Below are 19546 nucleotides of genomic sequence, written 5' to 3' on the forward strand. Positions count from 1 at the left end.
CCCCCGCTCAGCCGAGCGCCTTGCGCAACGCCTCGATGAAGCGCGCGTTCTCTTCGGGCAGGCCGATCGACACCCGCAGCCACTCCGGCATGCCGTAACCCGCGATCGGACGCACGATGACGCCCTGGCGCAGCAGCGCGAGATTGACGCCCGCCGCATCGCCGACCTTGAAGGTGACGAAATTGGCCGCCGACGGAATCCACTCGAGGCCGAGTTCGGCGAGGGCCTCGGTGAGCTGCTTCATGCCGCGACGGTTGATCTCGGCGCTGCGCGCGATGAACTCCTCGTCGCCGAGCGCCGCCTCGGCCGCCGCCAGCGCGACGCTGGAGACGTTGAAGGGCTGGCGCACACGGTTCATCAGGTCGGCCACCTCGGGGTGAGCGATACCGTAGCCGACACGCAGGCCCGCGAGGCCATAGGCCTTGGAGAAAGTGCGCGAGATCAGCAGGTTGGGGAAGCGCGCCAGCCATGCGAGCGCGTCATAGCGCTGTCCGGCGTCGAGGTACTCGGTGTAGGCCTCGTCCAGCACGACCAGGACCTGGGCCGGCACGCGCTCGAGGAAGCCCTCGAGCGCGGCCCCGCTGACCAGCGTGCCGGTCGGGTTGTTCGGGTTGGCGATGAAGACGATGCGGGTGTCGGGCTCGATCGCCGCGAGCATCGCCTCAAGGTCGTGGCCGAAGTGCTTCGCCGCCACCTCGATGCACTTCGCGCCGGTGGCGTTGGTCGCCAGCGGATAGACGGCGAAGGCGTGCTGCGAGAACACCGAGGAACGCCCGGGCGCGAGAAAGGTGCGCGCCGCCAGCTCGATGATGTCGTTCGAGCCGTTGCCGATCACCAGCCGCTCGGGGGCGAGGTCGAACTTGCGCGACAGCGCCGCCTTGAGCGCGAAGGCGTTGCCATCCGGATAGCGGGCGAGATCGCCGAGCGACTGCTGCGCGGCATCGCGCGCCGCGGCACTCATGCCCAGCGGGTTCTCGTTGGAGGCGAGCTTGACGATGCTCGCCTCGATCAGGTTCATCTCGCGCGCGAGTTCGGAGATCGGCTTGCCCGGCTGGTAGGGCGTGATCGAACGGATGTAGTCCGGGGCCTGGTTGGCGACGGTCATTTGCAGCTCCTTGGTTCTCAGATCGCGGCCACCGGGTAGGAGCCGAGCACCTTCACGAAGGCGGCACGCTCGTCGAGCTCCCTGAGCGCCGCGGCGACCGCCGCGTCCTCGCGATGACCCTTGAAATCGACGTAGAAGACGTATTCCCACAGCCCCGCGCGTGCGGGGCGCGACTGCAGGTTGCTCATGTCCACGCCGTGGCGGGCGAGCGGCTCGAGCAGGGTATGCACCGCGCCCGGGCGGTTCGGGGTGGACAGCACCAGCGAGGTGCGATCATCGCCCGAGGGGCCGGCGTCGTGTTCGGCAATCACGAGGAAGCGGGTCGAGTTGCCCGGATCGTCCTCGATGTTGGCGGCGAGGATCTTCAGCCCGTAGAGCTCGGCGGCGGCTTCGCCCGCGATCGCGCAGGATTCGGGATCCTCGGACGCCATGCGCGCCGCCTCGGCATTGCTCGACACCGGAATCCGCGGCAGGTGCGGCAGGGTGCGGTTGAGCCATTCGTGGCACTGGGCGAGCGACTGCGCGTGGGAGTAGATCCGCCGCGCGGCGCCGATGCCGTCGGCCTGCGACATCAGTTGCTGGTGGATGCGCAGCTTCACCTCGCCACAGACCTTGAGCGGATTGGCGAGCAGCAGGTCGAGCGTGCCGCCGACCGCGCCTTCGGTGGAATTTTCCACCGGCACCACGCCGTAGTCGGCATTACCCGCCTCGACCGCGCGGAACACGTCCTCGATCGTCGCCAGCGGGATGAAATTCGGCGCCGAGCCGAAGTGCTTGCGGCTCGCGCTCTCGGAGAAGGTGCCCGCCGGACCGAGATAGGCGACCCTGAGCGGCTGCTCGAGCGCGAGGCAGGCCGACATGACCTCGCGGAAGATCTTCTTCACCGCCTCGGGCGGCAATGGGCCGGGATTGATCTCGGCCAGCCGGCGCAGCACCTGGGCCTCGCGTTCGGGGCGGTAGACGTTGCCGTGCTTGATCTCGCCGACGCGCTGCGCGCACTTGGCGCGCTCGCTGAGGCGGGCGAGGATTTCCTCGTCGAGGTGGTCGATGCGGTTACGCAGGTTAAGCAGTTCGTCGCTCATGCTCGATCGTCAGTCCAGTCCGATAGTGTGTCGTGCGTGGCTCGCCCGGGCGCTCGGGCTCAGGCCTTGCGCGCGGCGAAGTCGCGCATGAAATCCACCAGCGCCTGAACGCCGGCGAGCGGCATCGCATTGTAGATCGACGCCCGCATGCCGCCGACCGACTTGTGGCCCTTGAGCTGGACCAGGCCCGCGGCCGTCGCCTCGGCGAGAAAGGCCGCATCGAGCGCCTCGTCCTTCAGGAAGAAGGGTACGTTCATGCGCGAGCGGCACGCCGGGTCGACCCGATTCTCGTAGAAGTCGCTGGCGTCGAGGAAGTCGTACAGCAGCTTCGCCTTGGCGACATTGCTCGCCTCGACCGCGGCCACGCCGCCTTGCCGCTTGAGCCACTGGAACACCAGGCCGGCGACGTAGATCGCGTAGGTCGGCGGTGTGTTGTACATCGAGCCGTGTTCGGCGAGCACCTTGAAGTCGAACACGGTCGGACAGTGTGGCATCGCGCGCCCGAGCAGGTCCTCGCGCACGATGACGATGGTGAGCCCGGCGGGGCCGATGTTCTTCTGCGCGCCGGCGAAGATCAGGCCGTACTTCGAGACATCGATGGCGCGCGACAGGATGTGCGAGGACATATCGGCGACCACCGGCACCTCGGCGTGCCCGATGCCGGCGAGGTCCGGCTCGAAGGGGTATTCGACGCCGCCGATGGTCTCGTTGGTGCAGACGAACAGGTAGGCGGGATCGTGCGACAGGCGCCATGCCGCCATCGGCGGCACGCTGGTGAAGCCGCTCGGCTCGGCGCTCGCCGCGAGGTGCGCCTCGCCGTACTTGCGCGCCTCCTTGAGCGACTTGGTCGACCACGAGCCGGTGACGACGTAGTCCGCCACGCCCTTGTCGCCGATCAGGTTCATCGGGATGATCGCGTTGAGCGCGATCGCCCCGCCCTGCATGAACAGGATGCGGTAGTTCGTCGGCACCGCGAGCAGCTCGCGCAGGTCGGCCTCGGCCTGCGCGGCGATCGCGGTGAACGCCTCGCCGCGATGGCTCATCTCCATCACGCCCATGCCGGCGCCGTGCCAGTCGAGCATCTCGGCGGCGGCCTGCCTCAGCACCTCCTCGGGCAGCGCCGCGGGTCCGGCGCTGAAGTTCCACACGCGACTCACGCCTCGTCTCCTTGCTCGGGGGCGGGCTCGCCGCCGGCGTCCTGCGGCTCCTCGCCCTCGCTCATCACGACATCGACGTCGGACTCGGCGACCTTCTCGATGCCTGCCAGCGAGGTGCCCTCGTCGAGGTTGATCAAGGTCACGCCCTGGGTGGCACGGCCCAGTTCGCGGATGTCCTCGACCCGGGTGCGGATCAGCACCGCGCCGGTCGAGATCAGCATCACCTCATCGTTCGGCTCGACCAGCACCGCGCCCACCAGCCTGCCGTTACGGTCCGAGGTCTGGATCGCGATCATGCCCTTGGTGCCGCGGCCGTGGCGGGTGTATTCGGCCACCGGGGTGCGCTTGCCATAGCCGTTCTCGGTCGCGGTCAGCACCGACTGCGACTCATCCTTGGCCACCAGCATCGCGATCACCCGCTGCCCTTCCTCGAGCGTCATGCCGCGCACGCCGCGCGCCTCGCGCCCCATCGGCCGCACGTCGCTCTCGGCGAAGCGCACCGCCTTGCCGGCGTCGGAGAACAGCATCACGTCGGAATCGCCGTCGGTGATCGCGACCCCGATCAGGTGATCGCCGTCGTCGAGACTGACCGCGATGATGCCGGCCTTGCGCGGGTTGGAGAAGGCAGTCAGTGCGGTCTTCTTGACCGTGCCTTCCGAGGTCGCCATGAACACGAAGTGCTCTTCGTCGAATTCCTTGATCGGCAGCACCGCGGTGATCTTCTCGCCCTCGACAAGCGGGAACAGATTGACGATCGGCTTGCCGCGCGAGTTGCGCGTGCCTTCGGGCACCTCGTACACCTTCAGCCAGTAGCAGCGGCCACGGCTGGAGAAGCACAGCACGGTGTCGTGGGTGTTGGCGACGAACAGGTGGTCGATGAAGTCCTCGTCCTTCATCGAGGTCGCCTGCTTGCCGCGGCCGCCGCGGCGCTGGGCGCGGTAGTCGGCGAGCGGCTGGCGCTTGAAGTAGCCGGTGTGGGACAGGGTGACGACCATGTCCTCGGGGGTGATCAGGTCCTCGATGTTGATCTCGGCCGTGTTCAGCACCACCTCGGAGCGACGCGGATCGTCATACTGGTTGCGCACCGCGGTGAGCTCCTCGACGATGATCGCGGTGATGCGCTCGGGGCGCGCGAGGATGTCGAGCAGGTCGGCGATCAACGACATGACCTCGCGGTACTCGGCGACGATCTTGTCCTGCTCCAGTCCGGTCAGGCGCTGCAGGCGCAGCTCGAGGATCGCCTGGGCCTGGGCGTCGGAGAGGCGGTAGCCATGTTCGCCGAAGCCGAATTCGGGGGCGAGCCCGTCGGGACGGTAGTTTTCGGCGGCGGCGCGGACGAGCATCTCCTCGACCAGAGCCGAACGCCAGGTGCGCTCCATCAGGCCGCGCTTGGCGTCGGCTGGCGTCGGCGCCGCCTTGATCAGGGCGATGATCTCGTCCACGTTGGACAGCGCCACCGCGAGGCCCTCGAGGATGTGGCCGCGCTCGCGCGCCTTGCGCAGCTCGAAGATGGTGCGACGGGTGACGACCTCGCGGCGGTGCTCGAGGAAGCACACCAGCATCTGCTTGAGGTTCAGCAGCCGCGGGCGGCCGTCGACCAGGGCCACCATGTTCATGCCGAAGGTGTCCTGCATCTGGGTGTGCTTGAACAGCTTGTTCAGCACCACCTCGGGCATCTCGCCGCGCTTGAGCTCGATCACCAGGCGCATGCCGGACTTGTCCGACTCGTCGCGGATCTCGCTGATGCCCTCGATCTTCTTCTCGTTCACCAGCTCGGCCATGCGCTCCTGCAGGGTGCGCTTATTGACCTGGTAGGGCAGCTCGTCGACCACGATCGCCTGGCGGTCGGTCTTGCCGATGTCCTCGAAATGGGTGCGCGCCCGCATCACCACCCGGCCGCGGCCGGTGCGATAGCCCTCGTGCGCGCCGGAAAGGCCGTAGATCAGCGCGGCGGTGGGGAAGTCCGGCGCCTTCACGATCTCGATCAGCGCCTCGATATCGGTATCGGGCTCCGCGAGCAGCTTCAGGCAGGCATCCACCACCTCGCCGAGGTTGTGCGGCGGGATGTTGGTCGCCATGCCGACCGCGATGCCCGACGAGCCGTTGATCAGCAGGTTCGGGATGCGCGAGGGCAGGATCAGCGGCTCCTTTTCGGAGCCGTCGTAGTTCGGCCCGAAGTCGACCGTTTCCTTGTCGATGTCGGCGAGCAGCTCGTGGCCGATGCGTGCCATGCGGATTTCGGTGTAACGCATCGCCGCCGCGTTGTCGCCGTCGACCGAGCCGAAGTTGCCCTGGCCATCGACCAGCATATAGCGCAGCGAGAAGTCCTGCGCCATGCGCACGATGGTGTCGTACACCGCGGTGTCGCCGTGCGGATGGTACTTGCCGATGACGTCGCCGACGATACGGGCCGACTTCTTGTAGGCCCGGTTCCAGTCGTTCGACAGCTCGTGCATCGCGAACAGCACCCGTCGATGGACGGGCTTGAGACCATCGCGCGCGTCGGGCAGCGCGCGCCCCACGATGACGCTCATTGCGTAGTCGAGGTAGGAGGTGCGCATTTCCTCCTCGAGGCTGATCGGCAATGTTTCCTTGGCGAACTGAGTCATGCTCGGCAGCGGTGAAAGCCGCTTGAATCAAAAGGGTGGAATGGTAACACGCGCACCCCCTCGCACGCCTTCGCGCCAGGCGGCGGCGGCGTGCGCGGCGTCCGGCGTGCGCACGTTCTCAGAAGCGCATCTCGACGCCTGCGCCGAGCGCCCAGCTGCGTTCGCGCTCCTCGTCCTCCTCGTCCTGTGGCCAGTAGTGCCCCACGATCAGCTCGCCGATCAGCCAGCGACGCAGCACCGGCTGCTGCCACTTGAGCCTCACCCCGTACTCGCCGACATCGTGGCGCGAGCCGGTCTCGCCGGTAATGACGAGTTCGGTCGACAGCAGGCGGTCGTCGCCGTAGGACTTGAAGGCGCCGAGGCTCGACCCCCATGCGAAATCGTTGGTCTCCTCGGTGATGGTCACCCCGTTCTGCCACCGGAACGCGAGCGTCGGCGTGCGCAGGTGCTCGTAGTCGAGCGAGGTGGTCGAGCCGAAGCCGTCGTGCACCCGCCAGAACACCGTCTCGCGGAACTGCAGGTGGTTCCGCTCGGAAAGGCGCCAGTCGTGCAGGTAACGCGCCTGCGCATAGACCTTGTAGGCGCTGCGAACGCCGATGCGGAAATCGAGGTTATCGCGCAGCAGCAGGCCGAGCCCTGCGAAGGCCGTCTGGTCGTCGCTGCGATCGGTCTTGAGCAGCTGCTGCTCGCGCGTGAAGGCCTCGGGCCGGTCGCTGACCAGTTCCTCCTCGTTCTCCTGACCGAAGAAGAAGTAGGCCTTGTCGCGCAGGTTCGGCAACTCGACCCGGGCACGGAAACGCACGTTGAAGTCCCAGCCGTCGTCCTGCCGCCACAGCGAGCGCACCGCAAAGCGGCCAGCGGTCACGCTGCCGCCATCCTCGAACGGGCGCTCGCCGAACCAGCTGTTGATTCCGCTCGCCAGCCACTCGGTGGCCGATCGCATCGAGGCCCGGCTGGTGTCGAGCATATCGTCGTCTTCGGCCGCCGCGTCCTCGACGACCGTTTGCGGGGACGAATCGGGCTCGGGGTTAGCCGCGAGCGCAGTCGAAGCAGCCATGGATAGCATCAGTGCGAGCGAGGATGAATGAAGAAGGGACGGCAAGATCGGAAGCTCCGGTTGGGCGCCGCCAGCCAGTCGGGGCGAGCCGGCGCATGATCCGGCCCGCCGCACACGGGCCACGCCGTCATATTGCCATCGGCGTGCCCCACGGAGAACCGGGCAACGGGTGCGCGCCAGACAAAAATTCGGTCGCCCTCTTGAAAACCGGTCCGCCGACCCCAGTTGAATCGCGGTCCGACGGAATACACAGGGAGCAAGGCCAATGCAGGAACCGAAACAGCAGCAGGACACGCCCGAGATCGAAGACAAGCCGATCGAGCAGGTCGATGCCGCATCCGAGGCGACCGAGGCCAGCGATCCGCACGTTGCCGACGTCGTCCCCAGCCTCCAGGAGAGCCTGCGCCAGGCCGAACTCAAGGCCGAGGAACACCATGACGCGTGGCTGCGCGCGAAGGCCGAGACCGAGAACGTGCGCCGCCGCGCGCAGGAGGACATCCTGAAGGCCTCCCGGTTCGCCGCCGACAAGTTCGCGACCGCACTGCTGCCGGTCAAGGACAGTCTGGAAGCCGCGCTCGCTACCGAGAACCAGACCCTGGAGAGCCTGCGCGAAGGCGTCGAGCTGACCCTGCGCCAGCTGGTATCGGCCTTCGCCAGTGCCAGCCTCGCCGAGGAAAACCCGATGGGCCAGAAGTTCGACCCCAACAAGCATCAGGCGATGGGCATGGTCGAGGCCGAAGGCGTGCCGAACACCGTGGTCCACGTACTGCAGAAGGGCTACCTGCTGCACGACCGGGTGATCCGCCCGGCGATGGTGATGGTCTCGAAGGCCAAAGCCGAATAAGTGTGCGACCGGCTTGAAAGCCGGTGGGCGAACCCCATATTCGCATCAGGCCGGGCCGAGGCGTCCGGCATCGAAATCAAACATCCAGAGGAAAACACATGGGCAAGATCATCGGTATCGACCTCGGCACCACCAACAGCTGCGTTGCCGTAATGGAAGGCGGCAAGCCGAAGGTCATCGAAAACTCCGAAGGCGCGCGCACCACCCCGTCGGTGGTTGCATACGCCGAAGACGGCGAGATCCTGGTCGGTGCGCCGGCCAAGCGCCAGGCGGTCACCAACGCCAAGAACACCCTGTTCGCGATCAAGCGCCTGATCGGCCGTCGCTTCGAAGAGAAGGAAGTGCAGAAGGACATCGCCATGATGCCCTTCGCCATCGTCAAGGCCGACAACGGCGACGCCTGGGTGGAAGTGCGCGGCAAGAAGATCGCCCCCCCGCAGGTGTCGGCCGAGATCCTGCGCAAGATGAAGAAGACCGCCGAAGACTATCTCGGGGAGGAAGTGACCGAGGCGGTCATCACCGTGCCGGCCTACTTCAACGACAGCCAGCGCCAGGCCACCAAGGACGCCGGCCGCATCGCCGGCCTCGAGGTCAAGCGCATCATCAACGAGCCGACCGCGGCCGCGCTCGCCTTCGGCATGGACAAGAAGCCGGGCGACTCCAAGATCGCGGTCTACGACCTCGGCGGCGGCACCTTCGACATCTCGATCATCGAGATCGCCGACCTTGACGGCGAGCACCAGTTCGAAGTGCTCGCGACCAACGGCGACACCTTCCTCGGCGGCGAGGACTTCGACCAGCGCATCATCGACTACATCGTCACCGAGTTCAAAAAGGAACAGGGCGTCGATCTGAAGAACGACGTGCTCGCGCTGCAGCGCCTGAAGGAAGCGGCCGAGAAGGCGAAGATCGAGCTGTCCTCGGGCCAGCAGACCGACATCAACCTGCCCTACATCACCGCCGATGCCTCGGGTCCGAAGCACCTGAGCGTCAAGCTGACCCGCGCCAAGTTCGAGTCGCTGGTGGAGGATCTGGTCGAGCGCTCGATCGAGCCCTGCCGCGTCGCGCTGAAGGATGCCGGCCTGAAGGTCTCGGACATCGACGACGTCATCCTCGTCGGCGGCCAGACCCGCATGCCGATGGTGCAGGACAAGGTGAAGGCCTTCTTCGGCAAGGACCCGCGCAAGGACGTGAACCCGGACGAAGCGGTCGCGGTCGGCGCTTCCATCCAGGGCGGCGTGCTGCAGGGCGAGGTCAAGGACGTGCTGCTGCTCGACGTCACCCCGCTGTCGCTCGGCATCGAGACCCTGGGCGGCGTGATGACCAAGCTGATCCAGAAGAACACCACGATCCCGACCAAGGCCTCGCAGGTGTTCTCCACCGCCGACGACAACCAGAGCGCGGTGACGATCCATGTGCTGCAGGGCGAGCGCGAGATGGCCTCGGGCAACAAGAGCCTCGGCCAGTTCAACCTCTCCGACATCCCGCCGGCGCCGCGCGGCATGCCGCAGATCGAGGTCACCTTCGACATCGACGCCAACGGCATCCTTCACGTGTCGGCCAAGGACAAGGCCACCGGCAAGGAGAACCGCATCAAGATCCAGGCCAACTCCGGCCTGTCGGATGACGAAGTCGAGCGCATGGTGCGCGACGCCGAGGCACACGCGGAAGACGACAAGAAGGCGCATGAGCTGGTCGACGCGCGCAATCAGTGCGACGCCCTGATCCATTCGACGCGCAAGGCCCTGACCGAGTACGGCGACAAGCTCTCCGACGACGAAAAGTCGAAGATCGAAGCCGCGATCAAGGACGCCGAAGACGCCATCAAGGCAAACGACAAGGACAGCATCGAGGCCAAGAGCCAGGCGCTGGCGATGGCTGCGCAGAAGCTCGGCGAGCACATGTACGCCCAGGCTCAGGCCGAGGGCGCCGCGCAGCCTGATGCGGGTGCGCAGTCCGCAGGTGGCAAGTCCGACGACGCCGATGTGGTGGATGCCGAATTCACCGAAGTGAAGGACAAGAAGTAATCGTCGCTCTGGCGAATCCTTCTCGGCCGAGCCCCGCCGGAGCGCTGCTCCGGCGCCGGCTCGGCCTTTGCTTGATACCAGACTGAGCGAAGCACCATGTCCAAACGGGATTACTACGAAGTCCTCGGCCTCAATCGCGATGCGGGCGACGACGAGATCAAGAAGGCCTACCGCAAGCTGGCCATGAAGCACCACCCGGACCGCAATCCGGACAGCAAGGATTCAGAGGAGAAGTTCAAGGAGGCCAAGGAGGCCTACGAGGTTCTCTCCGACCCGCAGAAGAAGGCGGCCTACGACCGCTACGGGCACGCCGGGGTGGATCCTTCGATGGGCGCCGGTGCAGGTGCGCAGGGCTTCGACGGCTTCGCCGACGCTTTCGGCGACATCTTCGGCGACATCTTCGGCGGCGGCCGTGCCGGCGGGCGTTCGAACGTCTATCGCGGCGCGGACCTGCGCTACAACCTTGAGATCTCGCTCGAGGAAGCGGCGCGCGGTGCCGAGAAGACGATCCGCATCCCGACCACCGAGGAATGCGACACCTGCGACGGCACCGGTGCCAAGCCGGGCACCCAGCCCAAGACCTGCCCGACCTGCAACGGCCACGGCCAGGTGCGGGTGCAGCAGGGCTTCTTCTCGATCCAGCAGACCTGCCCGAAGTGCCATGGCGCGGGCCGCATCATCCCCGATCCCTGCCGCGACTGTGGCGGCGCCGGCCGAGTGAAGAAGCAGAAGACGCTCGAGGTGAAGATCCCGGCCGGCATCGACGAAGGCATGCGCCTGCGCCACGCCGGCCACGGCGAGCCGGGCATCAACGGCGGCCCCGCGGGCGATCTCTATGTCGAGATCCACATCCGGGCGCACTCGGTGTTCCAGCGCGAGCACGACGATCTGCACTGCGAAATGCCGATCAGCTTCAGCACCGCCGCACTCGGCGGCGAGATCGAGATTCCCACCCTCGATGGCATGGCGCGCCTGAAGATCCCGGCCGAGACCCAGAGCGGCAAGGTCTTCCGCCTGCGCGGCAAGGGCATCAAGAACGTGCGCAGCCACGTCCACGGCGACCTGCTCTGCCACGTCGTGGTGGAGACCCCGGTCAAGCTCACCGACCGCCAGAAGGAACTGCTGCGCGAGTTCGAGGAGATCTCGAGCGGCAACGCGGTGCGCCACAACCCGAAGGCGCAGTCGTGGATGGACAAGGTGCGCGAGTTCTTCGCCAGCTGATCCGACGACCGGGCCGCAGCACCCGCCGAGGCGACATCGGCGGGCGTGTCGGCCCGTGCCGCGCGGCTGCGGCCTAGAAGCCCCAGCTCGAGGTGTCGATGCGGGCCTCCACCCGGGCCTCGACCGCGTCGGGCAGCTGGTGGAAGAAGTCGAGCCCGGTCCAGCGCTGGACGTCCGCCACGCTGACGAGGAAGCGGCGCAGATCCTCGCCGCCCTCCACGTCTTGCGGCACCGCGAAGGCGAGCATCCGCGGCGCCCCGCCGGCGGAATCCTCGCGCACCAGGATCTTGTAGAAGGCGCTGGGCAGCGCGATCAGCTTGAAGCCCGGCAGATAGGCCGGACGCGCGTCGTAGATCGGCCCGGTGAACACCCACAGCGGCCCAAAGCGGTTGGACAGCGCGTCCTCGGCCGCCTCCAGCCGTTGCCATACGCCCCGGTTGAGGGCCGGCCGCTGGGGCACGATGTTGCTCATCAGGAAGGTCTGGTGCTGGGCTTTACGCCCGTAGCGGGTGGCGATCAGGTGGTTAGGCGCGAGATGGCCGCGGTCGTAACCGCTGCCGGTGTAGTCCTCGTGGCGCACGCAGGCGACGATGGTCAGGCAGCGCAGGGTGCGCCAGTCGTGCTCGAAGCGATCGGGCCGCGCCAGCCCACGCGCGCCGGGCGGCCGCGGCGTCGCCCGGTAAGCGACCCACGCGGCACCACCCCGCCATTCCGAATAGCCAGCGGCGAAGGCGTCATTGTGCAGCACCCGCTGCCAGCCCGCCGGACCGTCCGGCTGCGAGCGGGGCACGCCCAGGTACACCGTCGTCGGCCGCGACATCACCAGCTCCTGGCCATACCACAGCCCGCCGCCGAGCGAGCCGCCGAGCCCGAGCACGAAGCCGAGCAGCGTCGAACCGCGGCTGCGCAGCAGCGAAAGGGTGAAGCCGGATTTGCGCGCGCGCCGGACCTTGCGCCTAGCCACGCCGCCAGGTCGTGCCGCCCGGGCCGTCCTCGAGCACGATGCCGGCCTCGAGCAGCGCGGCCCGGATGCGGTCGGCCTCGGCGTAGTCCTTCGCTTTCTTCGCCGCGGCACGCTCGGCGATCAGCGCCTCGATCGCCTCCGCCCCGAGTCCGCCGGACGCCGGCGTACCCGCCTGCAGGAAGACGATCGGCTCGCGACCGAGCAGGCCGAGCACCCCGCCGAGCGCCTTCAGTTGCGCCGCCAGCGCGACATCGGCGCTGCGGTTGAGCTCGTTGGCGAGCTCGAACAGCACCGCCACCGCCTCCGCGGTGTTGAAGTCGTCGTCCATCGCCGCGCGGAACCGCTGCGCATGGGGTTCGTTCCAGTTCACCGCTGCCGCGCCCTGTGCCGGCACGTTCTTGAGCGCGGTGTAGAGCCGGGTGAGCGCGTTGCGCGCGTCCTCGAGGTGGGCATCGGAATAGTTCAGCGCGCTGCGGTAGTGCGCACGCAGGATGAAGAAGCGCACCACCTCGGGATCGTACTTCTGCAGCACCTCGCGGATGGTGAAGAAGTTGCCGAGCGACTTCGACATCTTCTCGTCGTCGACGCGGACGAAGCCGTTGTGCATCCAGTAATTGACGAAGGTGTGGCCGTGCGCGCCCTCGGACTGGGCGATCTCGTTCTCATGGTGCGGGAACTGCAGGTCCATGCCGCCGCCGTGGATGTCGAAGTGCTCGCCGAGCAGATCCAAGCTCATCGCGGAGCACTCGATATGCCAGCCGGGCCGGCCCTCGCCCCAGGGCGAGGGCCACTTCACCTCGACGGGCTCCTCGGTCTTTGCGTGTTTCCACAGCACGAAGTCGAGCGGATCGTTCTTGTCGCCGGCGACGTCCACCCGCTCTCCAGCGCGCAGTTCGTCGATCGACTTGCCCGACAGCCTGCCGTAACCCTCGAACTTGCGCACCGAATAGCACACGTCGCGGTTGGCGGCGACGTAGGCCAGGCCGTTCCGCTCCAGCCGCGAGATCAGGCCCTGCATGCTGGCGACGTAATCGGTGGCGCGCGGCTCGAAGTCGGGACGCAGCACGCCGAGGGCGTCGGCATCCTCGTGCATCGCGGCGATGAAGCGGTCGGTGAGGCTGCGGATCGACTCGTGGTTTTCCTGCGCGCGACGGATGATCTTGTCGTCGATGTCGGTGATGTTGCGCACGTAGGTGACGTCGTACCCGCTCGCCCGCAGCCAGCGCGCGACCATGTCGAACACCACCATGACGCGGGCGTGGCCGAGGTGACAGAAGTCGTACACGGTCATGCCGCATACGTACATGCGGACCTTGCCCGGTTCGATCGGTTGGAAGGCTTCCTTGCCGCGGGAGAGGGTGTTGTAGATGGTCAGCATGGGAGAGGGCGGAAACACCGCGCGGGACGCGCGATTGTGGGAGTCCTGTGCTTGTTGGTAAAATCCGGGGCTTGCGCCGAACCTGTCCACCGGCCGCCCCGATTCAAGCCGGTCGAGTATAGCACGGGGCTCCCGCCCCCCTTTCAGGCGCCGCCATGGCGCCTCCACCCACGGAGTCCGCATGAAGAAATCCGCTCTTGCCCTGCTCGCCCTCGCCAGCGTCAGTCTCGGCGCGTGGGCCGCCGGCCCGACGGTCACGCTCGACACCAGCCACGGCGAAATCGTGCTCGAGCTCGATGCCGACAAGGCGCCGAAGTCGGCCGAGAACTTCGTTCAGTACGCGAAGGACGGCCACTACGACGGCACCGTCTTCCACCGCGTGATCGACGGCTTCATGATCCAGGGCGGCGGCTTCGATGAAAAGATGAAGCAGAAGGCCACCCGCCCGCCGATCGAGAACGAGGCGAAGAACGGCCTCAAGAACCTGCCGGGCACGATCGCGATGGCGCGCACCGCCGACCCGCACTCGGCCAGCGCGCAGTTCTTCATCAACCTCGCACCCAACACCTTCCTCGACTACCCCTCGCGCGACGGCTGGGGCTACGCCGTGTTCGGCAAGGTCGTGCGCGGCATGGACGTGGTCGAGAAGATCGGCAAGCTGCCGACCACCAGCGTCGGCTTCCACCAGAACGTCCCGGTCGACCCGGTCGTCGTCCGCAGCGCCCGCGTCGACGGCGCCGACGCCCCGGCCGCCGGCAGGCAATAACCCCAAGGAGCATCACATGGCAGTCAAGCTGCACACCAACCACGGTACGATCACCCTCGAACTGGACGCCGACAAGGCCCCGGTCACGGTCGAGAACTTCCTCGCCTACGTCGAGGCCGGCCATTACGACAACACCATCTTCCACCGCGTCATCGACGGCTTCATGATCCAGGGCGGCGGCTTCGAGCCCGGCATGCAGCAGAAGCCCACCCGTGAGCCGATCAAGAACGAGGCCGACAACGGCCTGAAGAACGAGCGCGGCACGATCGCGATGGCGCGCACGCAGGCGCCCCACTCCGCTTCCGCCCAGTTCTTCATCAACATCGCCGACAACGACTTCCTCAACTACCGCTCGCCCGACCTGCAGGGCTGGGGCTACTGCGTGTTCGGCAAGGTCAGCGAAGGCATGGACGTGGTCGACAAGATCCGCGCGGTGAAGACCGGCTCGAGCGGCTTCCACCAGGACGTGCCGAAGGAAGACGTGATCATCGAGCGCGCCGAAGTTGTCTGATTCGAAGTCGTTGCGCGGCCCCGCCCCGGCGGCGGCTGCCCCGGTGCCGGAAGCCGCCCGCGCGGCGCTTCCGGCATTGTTCATCTCCGACCTCCACCTGTGCGAGGAACGTCCGGCGACGACCACCGCCTTCCTCGACTTCCTCGACGGTCCGGCACGCGAGGCGGCGAGCCTGCTCATCCTCGGCGACCTGTTCGAGTACCTCGCCGGCGACGACGACCTCGAGTCGCCGTTCAACCGCGAGCTGTGTGCGGCGCTGAAGGCGCTCGCCGGGCACGGCACACGGGTGTTCTTCATGCGCGGGAATCGAGACCTGCTCGCCGGCGAAGGCTTCGCCGAGGCCGCCGGTCTCCACCTCCTGCCCGATCCGTCGATCGTCGCCTTCGGCGACGGCGAGGACGCGCCCCGCCTGCTGCTCAGCCACGGCGACGCCCTGTGCACAGACGACCTCGCCTACCAGGCCTACCGTCGCCAGGTGAATGATCCCACCTGGCAGGCCGGCTTCCTTGCCCAGCCATTGGCGGCACGCAAGGCCTTCATCGAGAGCCTGCGCCAGCAGAGCGAGAGCGCCAAGAAGACGAAGGCGACGGAAATCATGGACGTCAACGCCGCCGCGGTGGAGGCCCTGCTGCGCGCCCATCGCGGCCCGACCCTGGTTCACGGCCACACCCACCGTCCGGCGCGCCACGTGCACGCGGTCGACGGTCGCGAATGCGTGCGCTGGGTGCTGGCCGACTGGCACGACACCGCCACTTGGCTGCGCTTCGACGGCCGCACGCTCAGCGCAGAAGGCGGCGGCGCCGCCTGAACGTGGCAGCGGGCGCGTCCCGACGTATCAGCCCGCCAGGCCGCGCGCCAGGTCGGCCTGCAGGTCCTCGACCGACTCCAGGCCCACCGCGACGCGCAGCAGCCCCTCCCCGATCCCCGCCTCGGCGCGCGCCTCGGGCGAGATGCGGCCGTGGGTGGTGGTCGCCGGATGGGTGATCGTGCTCTTGGTGTCGCCCAGGTTGGCGGTGATCGAGATCGTGCGGGTCGCATCCACCACCCGCCACGCCGCCTCGCGGCCGCCCTTGACCTCGAAGCTGAGGATCGCGCCGCCGCTCTTCTGCTGGCGCATCGCCAGCGCGTGCTGCGGATGCGAGGCCAGCCCGGGATAGAACACGCGCGACACGCCGGGCTGCGCCTCGAGCCAGCCCGCCAGCTCGAGCGCGCTCGCCGACTGCGCCTCCATGCGGATGCGCAGCGTCTCCAGGCCCTTCAGGATCACCCAGGCGTTGAAGGGCGAAATGCTCGGCCCCGCGGTACGCAGAAACTTGTACACCTCGTCGGTCACCGCCTTCGCGCCGACCACCGCGCCGCCGAGCACACGTCCCTGGCCGTCGAGGTACTTTGTCGCCGAATGCACGACGACGTCGGCGCCAAGCGCGAGCGGGCGCTGCAGCGCCGGCGTGCAGAAGCAGTTGTCCACCGCCAGCAGCACGCCGGCCTCGTGCGCGATCGCGGCCACCGCGGCGATGTCGACCACCTCGGTGAGCGGGTTCGATGGGGTCTCGACGAAGAACAGCCGGGTGCGCGGGCGGATCGCGGCGCGGTAGGCGTCGAGATCGGTCGCGGGCACGAAGGTGGTCTCGATGCCGAACTTCGACAGGATGTTGCCGAACAGCTGTTGGGTGGCACCGAACAGGCCGCGCGAGGCCACCACGTGATCGCCCGCCTGCATCAGCGCCATCGCCAGCGACAGGATCGCCGACATGCCGGAGGCGGTGGCGACGCAGCCCTCGGCGCCCTCGAGCGCCGCCAGCCGCGTCTGCATCGCGCTCACGGTGGGGTTGGAGAAGCGCGCGTAGACGTTGCCCTGCTCCGCGCCCGAGAAGCGCGCCGCCGCCTGCGCCGCGCTCTCGAAGGTGAAGCTCGAGGTGAGGTAGAGCGCCTCGCTGTGCTCGCCGAACTGGCTGCGCTCAATGCCGGCGCGGACCGCGAGGGTGTCGAAATGAGGCTCGTGACCGTCCGGTTGCGGTGTCATCGTCGTCTTCCTGCTCAATCGTTGCGGCCGGAGCCGAGATTGAGGTCGAGCTGCCCGCCCTCGGCCTCGTCCTGCTCGTCCTGCGCAGCGGGCTCGGCCTCGCCCGCGCCGCGCCGGTTCTCGACTCCGTCGAGGTACTCGGCGGTGATGTCGCCGGTGACATAGATCCCGTCGAAGCAGGAAGTTTCGAAGAAGGCGATCGACGGATTGATCGCGCGCACCGCCGCCTTCAGGTCCTCGAGATCCTGATAGATCAGACCGTCGGCGCCGATCTCGCGACGGATTTCCTCTTCGTCGCGGTCGGAGGCGATCAGCTCGCCGCGGGTCGGCATGTCGATGCCGTAGACATTCGCGTAGCGCACCGGGGGCGCCGCCGAGGCCAGATAGACCTTGGTCGCGCCCGCTTCACGCGCCATGTTGACGATCTCCCGGCTGGTGGTGCCGCGGACGATCGAATCGTCCACCAGCAGCACGCTCTTGCCGGCGAACTCCTGGCGCACGGTGTTGAGCTTCTGGCGCACCGACTTACGGCGCACCGCTTGGCCGGGCATGATGAAGGTGCGGCCGATGTAGCGGTTCTTGACGAAACCCTCGCGGTAAGGCAGCCCGAGCCGGTGCGCCATTTCCATCGCCGACGGGCGGCTCGAGTCGGGAATCGGGATGACCACGTCGATCTGAGCGTCCGGCAGAATGCGCTTCATCCGGTCGGCGAGGAACTCGCCCATCTTGACCCGCGAGTCGTACACCGACACGCCGTCGATGATCGAATCGGGCCGGGCGAGGTAGACAAACTCGAACATGCAGGGCGCGAGCGTGGTCTTGCTCGCGCACTGCCGGCTATGGAAGTTGCCCGCGGTATCGATCAGCACCGCCTCGCCAGGGGCGACGTCGCGCAGCAGCTTGAAGCCGAGCACGTCGATCGCCACCGATTCGGAGGCGACCATCCACTCGACGCCCGTTTCGGTGTCGTTTCGCCCGATGACCAGCGGGCGGATGCCGAAGGGGTCGCGGAAGGCGAGCAGGCCGTAACCGGCGATCATCACCACCACCGCGTAGGCGCCGCGGCAGCGCCGATGCACCCCGGCGACGGCGCGGAACACCGCTTCCTCGTCGAGCTTGAGGCCGTTGCACGCCGCCTGCAGTTCGTGCGCGAAGACGTTGAGCAGGACCTCCGAGTCGCTGCTGGTGTTGATGTGGCGCAGGTCGGAGACGAACATCTCGCGCTTGAGCGCCTCGGAGTTCGTCAGGTTGCCGTTGTGCGCCAGCAGAAGGCCGAAGGGCGAGTTGACGTAGAAGGGCTGCGCCTCGGAGGCATTATAGGCCGAGCCGGCAGTCGGGTAGCGAACGTGGCCGATGCCCCAGTTGCCGACCAGGTTGCGCATGTTCCGCGTCCGGAAGACGTCGCGCACCAGGCCCGACCCCTTGTGCATGTTGAAGTGCCCGCCTGCGCAGGTGGCGATGCCAGCGGCATCCTGACCACGGTGCTGGAGCACCTGGAGACCGTCGTAGAGCAACTGATTAACCGGGGTGGTCGCAACGACACCAAGAATTCCGCACATGGGTTTCTGCCTATCTGAATCGGATCCGGTTGGCCACCGCGTCGGGCAGCCAGGGTTTGGCGGCAATCACCGCCCTTTCCATCGGGGGCGCGAACAGGGATTGCGCCCACCAAGCCTCGCGTGACATGCCGACGAGACCGCCGAGCAGCACTGCCACGAAGACGATCGCCAGACCGCGGGCGAGACCGAAGATCGCGCCGAAGAAGCGGTCGGCCGGTCCCAGCCCGGCGGCTCTGAGCAGCTGCCGCAACAGGTAGCGCACGAGCGCGGCCAGCAGCAGCACGCCGACCACGATCACGGCCACGCCGGCCACCTGCCGCCAGACTGGCTCCGCGATCATGCCGACGAAGAGGCCCGCCGCGTGCGGGTGCCACAGCCAGGCCGCGAGCAGTGCCGCCACCCAGGCGAGCACCGCCATCACCTCGCTGATCAGGCCACGCCAGAGGCCGACGGCTGCGGACAGGCCGAGCACGCCGAGAAAAACGTAGTCGAAGACAGTCATCGACGCCGGTCAGCGACTCACCACGACCGGCGCATGGCCCAGCGCACGCACCCGGCCTGCCTCGCGATCGGCCGCGGCGCGGTTGGCAAAGGGCCCGACCCGCACCCGGGTCACGCCTCCTGCCTTCTCCGTGTAGGCTCCGATGCCCGCCTTCTTCAGCTCGGCGGCAATCGAGGCCGCCCGTCCCGCGTCGCCGAAGGCCCCCACCTGGACCAGGAAGGATGCGCTCTTCGGCGCCGCAGCGGCGACCGGTGGCGGATTCTCGCCCCGCAGGATCGCACGCACGCGTTCGGCCTCGGCCTCCTCGGCCGACTTTTGCGCTGCCTTGGGCGGCGTCGGCTTAGGCTTCGGCGTCGGTGACGGCTTGGGCTCGGGCTTGGGTGAAGGTGCCGGCTGCGGCTTGGGTTCGGGCTTCGGCGGCGATTCGGGCTTCGGCGGCGGCGGCGGCGGCTCCGGCTCGCTCAACGCCTCGGCGGTGGGAGGCGCCTCGGGCACCGCCACGCCGAGCTCGGGATCGACTGCGGCGATCTCCGCATCCGGCCCGGGCCCGGCGATCGGCCGCGCCAGCGCGCTGTCCGCATCACGCTCGGGGATGGCGATCTGGATGTCCTGATCCACCGGTCGCGGCTCCTGCTCCATCATCATCGGCAGCACGATCGCGGCCGCCAGGGCGAGCGCTGCTGCGCCCACCAGGCGGCGCCGCGCGCGCTTCTTGATTTCGAGGTCGTCTTGGTCGCTCAC

At 67.7% G+C, this 19546-nt stretch carries 17 protein-coding genes; 6 read left to right on the plus strand and 11 right to left on the minus strand.

What is annotated here, in order from left to right; genetic code table 11:
* Positions 1 to 7: 7 nt before the first annotated feature.
* From hisC to BB334_RS07100, 5 genes are all read right to left on the minus strand, one after another.
* Complete coding sequence (gene hisC / locus BB334_RS07080) at positions 8 to 1105, minus strand: histidinol-phosphate transaminase (RefSeq protein ID WP_068806401.1); 1098 nt, start codon at positions 1103 to 1105, stop codon at positions 8 to 10.
* Between the two features lie 17 nt (positions 1106 to 1122).
* Complete coding sequence (pheA, locus tag BB334_RS07085; RefSeq protein ID WP_068806404.1) at positions 1123 to 2187, minus strand: prephenate dehydratase; 1065 nt, start codon at positions 2185 to 2187, stop codon at positions 1123 to 1125.
* A 59-nt stretch (positions 2188 to 2246) separates the two neighbouring features.
* Complete coding sequence (gene serC, locus BB334_RS07090) at positions 2247 to 3344, minus strand: 3-phosphoserine/phosphohydroxythreonine transaminase (protein WP_068806406.1); 1098 nt, start codon at positions 3342 to 3344, stop codon at positions 2247 to 2249.
* A complete protein-coding gene (gyrA, locus tag BB334_RS07095; RefSeq protein WP_068806409.1) occupies positions 3341 to 5953 on the minus strand; it encodes a DNA gyrase subunit A in 2613 nt (870 codons plus the stop codon). Before gyrA ends, serC begins: the two co-directional genes overlap by 4 nt.
* A gap of 118 nt (positions 5954 to 6071) precedes the next feature.
* Positions 6072 to 7010 (minus strand): hypothetical protein, encoded by a 939-nt coding sequence (locus BB334_RS07100; protein ID WP_232756680.1) that lies wholly within the window; start codon positions 7008 to 7010, stop codon positions 6072 to 6074.
* A 265-nt stretch (positions 7011 to 7275) separates the two neighbouring features.
* Between BB334_RS07100 and grpE the strand changes: the two genes are divergently transcribed.
* The 3 genes from grpE (at position 7276) to dnaJ (ending at position 11102) form a co-directional block, all read left to right on the plus strand.
* Complete coding sequence (gene grpE / locus BB334_RS07105; protein ID WP_068806417.1) at positions 7276 to 7854, plus strand: nucleotide exchange factor GrpE; 579 nt, start codon at positions 7276 to 7278, stop codon at positions 7852 to 7854.
* Positions 7855 to 7898: 44 nt separating this feature from the next.
* Positions 7899 to 9881, plus strand: a complete 1983-nt coding sequence (dnaK, locus tag BB334_RS07110; protein ID WP_269799001.1) for a molecular chaperone DnaK — start codon at positions 7899 to 7901, stop codon at positions 9879 to 9881.
* 96 nt (positions 9882 to 9977) lie between these two features.
* Entirely contained in the window at positions 9978 to 11102 is a 1125-nt protein-coding gene (gene dnaJ, locus BB334_RS07115) for a molecular chaperone DnaJ (protein ID WP_068806424.1), read from the plus strand.
* Between the two features lie 73 nt (positions 11103 to 11175).
* On the opposite strand, the gene BB334_RS07120 is transcribed toward dnaJ, so the two are convergent.
* Together BB334_RS07120 and cysS are read right to left on the minus strand one after the other, a co-directional pair.
* Positions 11176 to 12066 (minus strand): DNA/RNA non-specific endonuclease, encoded by an 891-nt coding sequence (locus tag BB334_RS07120; RefSeq protein WP_198531203.1) that lies wholly within the window; start codon positions 12064 to 12066, stop codon positions 11176 to 11178.
* A complete protein-coding gene (cysS, locus tag BB334_RS07125; protein ID WP_068806427.1) occupies positions 12059 to 13444 on the minus strand; it encodes a cysteine--tRNA ligase in 1386 nt (461 codons plus the stop codon). The genes BB334_RS07120 and cysS overlap by 8 nt, the downstream gene beginning before the upstream one ends.
* Before the next feature lie 181 nt (positions 13445 to 13625).
* Here cysS and BB334_RS07130 point away from each other — a divergent pair, with 181 nt between their 5' ends.
* The 3 genes from BB334_RS07130 to BB334_RS07140 are packed head-to-tail and all read left to right on the plus strand — an operon-like array spanning position 13626 to position 15529.
* The gene (locus BB334_RS07130) at positions 13626 to 14210 is read left to right on the plus strand and encodes a peptidylprolyl isomerase (protein ID WP_068806429.1); all 585 of its coding nucleotides are present in this window, start codon (positions 13626 to 13628) and stop codon (positions 14208 to 14210) included.
* A gap of 16 nt (positions 14211 to 14226) precedes the next feature.
* Entirely contained in the window at positions 14227 to 14721 is a 495-nt protein-coding gene (locus BB334_RS07135; RefSeq protein ID WP_068806432.1) for a peptidylprolyl isomerase, read from the plus strand.
* A 43-nt stretch (positions 14722 to 14764) separates the two neighbouring features.
* Positions 14765 to 15529 carry a UDP-2,3-diacylglucosamine diphosphatase gene (locus BB334_RS07140; RefSeq protein WP_068806435.1) on the plus strand — a complete coding sequence of 255 codons (765 nt, stop codon included), beginning with the start codon at positions 14765 to 14767 and terminating at the stop codon, positions 15527 to 15529.
* Positions 15530 to 15556: 27 nt separating this feature from the next.
* On the opposite strand, the gene BB334_RS07145 is transcribed toward BB334_RS07140, so the two are convergent.
* From BB334_RS07145 to BB334_RS07160, 4 genes are read right to left on the minus strand one after another with little or no spacing between them, the layout of a single operon-like run.
* Entirely contained in the window at positions 15557 to 16744 is a 1188-nt protein-coding gene (locus BB334_RS07145; RefSeq protein WP_068806438.1) for an O-succinylhomoserine sulfhydrylase, read from the minus strand.
* Positions 16745 to 16758: 14 nt separating this feature from the next.
* Positions 16759 to 18303: an amidophosphoribosyltransferase gene (purF, locus tag BB334_RS07150; protein ID WP_068806440.1), complete on the minus strand. Its 1545-nt coding sequence runs from the start codon at positions 18301 to 18303 to the stop codon at positions 16759 to 16761.
* A gap of 10 nt (positions 18304 to 18313) precedes the next feature.
* A complete protein-coding gene (locus BB334_RS07155; protein ID WP_068806443.1) occupies positions 18314 to 18805 on the minus strand; it encodes a CvpA family protein in 492 nt (163 codons plus the stop codon).
* A gap of 9 nt (positions 18806 to 18814) precedes the next feature.
* The gene (locus tag BB334_RS07160; RefSeq protein WP_068806446.1) at positions 18815 to 19546 is read right to left on the minus strand and encodes an SPOR domain-containing protein; all 732 of its coding nucleotides are present in this window, start codon (positions 19544 to 19546) and stop codon (positions 18815 to 18817) included.

Source organism: Thauera phenolivorans (genome assembly GCF_001696715.1).
In the GTDB taxonomy this organism is placed as follows: Bacteria; Pseudomonadota; Gammaproteobacteria; order Burkholderiales; family Rhodocyclaceae; genus Thauera; species Thauera phenolivorans.